This is a genomic window from Kocuria salina (genome assembly GCF_013368965.1).
In the GTDB taxonomy this organism is placed as follows: domain Bacteria; phylum Actinomycetota; class Actinomycetes; order Actinomycetales; family Micrococcaceae; genus Kocuria; species Kocuria rosea.
The window spans coordinates 1-1,533 of sequence record NZ_SSSF01000041.1; the positions used below are offsets into that span (position 1 = coordinate 1).

Genomic DNA, 1,533 nt, shown 5'->3' on the forward strand with positions numbered 1-1,533 from the left:
GAGTGGATGCTCCTATTGGCGTCAAGCGGTTTTGAGGCGTTGCTGGTCGGTTTCCTCGAGCCAATGCTGGCAGCGGTGGACGAGCTCGGGATCGGTGCGGGTACCCAGCTCCAGGCGCCGTAGCCGCTGGTAGGGCACCTCCAGGGTGTGGGCGGCGTCGGTCAGGCGGATGCCCAGCGCCTGACGTTGTCGGCGCAGCAACGGCCCCGGAAGGGGATCGGCAGGCGGGTGGGTGAGCAGGGCGAAGACTTCGTTGGCGACGTGGCGTTTCAGGCACCTGATGATGTCGCGGTCGGCCAGTCCCTCGGCTCTGCGGCGGGCGAAGTAGGCCATGGTGCGGGGTTCGCGGAAGCGCATGCGTATCAGCACGATCCGGTGCAGGGCATGGTTGGCTTGGCGGTTCCCGCCCCGGGAGAGCCGGTGCCGGTGGGTCCGTCCGGAGGAGGCCGGGATCGGCGCGACCCCGCACAGGGCGGCGAACTGCGCCCTGGTGGCGATCCGGTCCGGGTTGTCCCCGACGGTAGTCAGCAGAGTCGCGGCCACCACGGGTCCGATCCCATGGGTGGCCAGCAGGGCGGGGTTGAGCCGGGCCGCGATCTGCTCGAGCTGGTCGTCCAGAACGGTGATCTCCTCGGTGAGGACCCGGTGGCGGGCCGCCAGGCGTTTCAGCGACGCACGGGCGACCTGGTCGGGGTCATCGCCGGGTCCAGGGCGGGTGCGAGCGAGCACGTCCATCAGCTTCTGACCGTGGTAGCGGTGGAAGTCGGTACGCACGTCGCCGGGGGCGGTGATCAGCAGGGCGTGGATCTGGTTGAGGACCGCGGTGCGGGCCTTGGTCGCCGAGGTGCGCTCGGCCAGCAGGATTCGCAAGGACTCCACGAGCCCGTCGCGTTGCTTTGGGACCACTGTGGCCCGGCCGGCGGCCACGGTGAGGGCGGCCTGCTGGGCGTCCAGCGGGTCGGACTTGCCCTTGAGTCGCCGGTGCTGGCGGTTGGTGCGCATCACCTCGATCACGATCATCTCCGCGGCCGCCAGAACCCGGGCCAGTTCGGCTCCGTAGGAGCCGGTGCCCTCGACCCCGACCGCAAGGACAGGCCCGTGGGTGCGCAGGAAGTCCACGATCTGTCGGTACCCGGTGGCGGTGGCTGCGAACTGCCGGTCGACCAGGGCCCGGCCCAGCTCATCGACGACCGCCACGTGGTGGGTGTCGCGGTGGGTGTCGACCCCGGCGTATCGTCCCGGAGTCGCATTCCTAGAAGGGTTGGCCGCCGTCGGTGGCGCTGTCATGATCGTCATGACCGGTGATCCTTTCCATGGTGGAAGAGCAACTGGTCACCGTCGGTCGGGCGGGGCAGACAGCACAGAGGTGAGGCGACTTCCCGGTCAGGCTCCTATCAAGTCATGCTCCGTCTGGCCGCACGGTTCACGGCCCCGGTGGGGGCGGACAGATCCACTGGAGGACACCCCCTGCGGGGGTCGGTGTAAGGGCGAGTCACACCACCGCCGGAACCTGCGTCCATCATCTCTGTGTAC

At 69.2% G+C, this 1,533-nt stretch carries 1 protein-coding gene; it reads right to left on the bottom strand.

Annotation, left to right across the window (positions count from 1 at the left end):
- Nucleotides 1-21 precede the first annotated feature (21 nt).
- On the bottom strand, nt 22-1,296 hold the full coding sequence (locus E7Z53_RS19825) for an IS110 family transposase (RefSeq protein ID WP_255219727.1): 1,275 nt from the start codon (nt 1,294-1,296) through the stop codon (nt 22-24).
- Between the last annotated feature and the right edge of the window lie 237 nt (nt 1,297-1,533).

What these genes read in the sequence shown, in the direction of transcription:
- E7Z53_RS19825 (WP_255219727.1), bottom strand. Translation starts at nt 1,296, where the DNA reads ATGACGATCATGACAGCGCCACCGACGGCGGCCAACCCTTCTAGGAAT.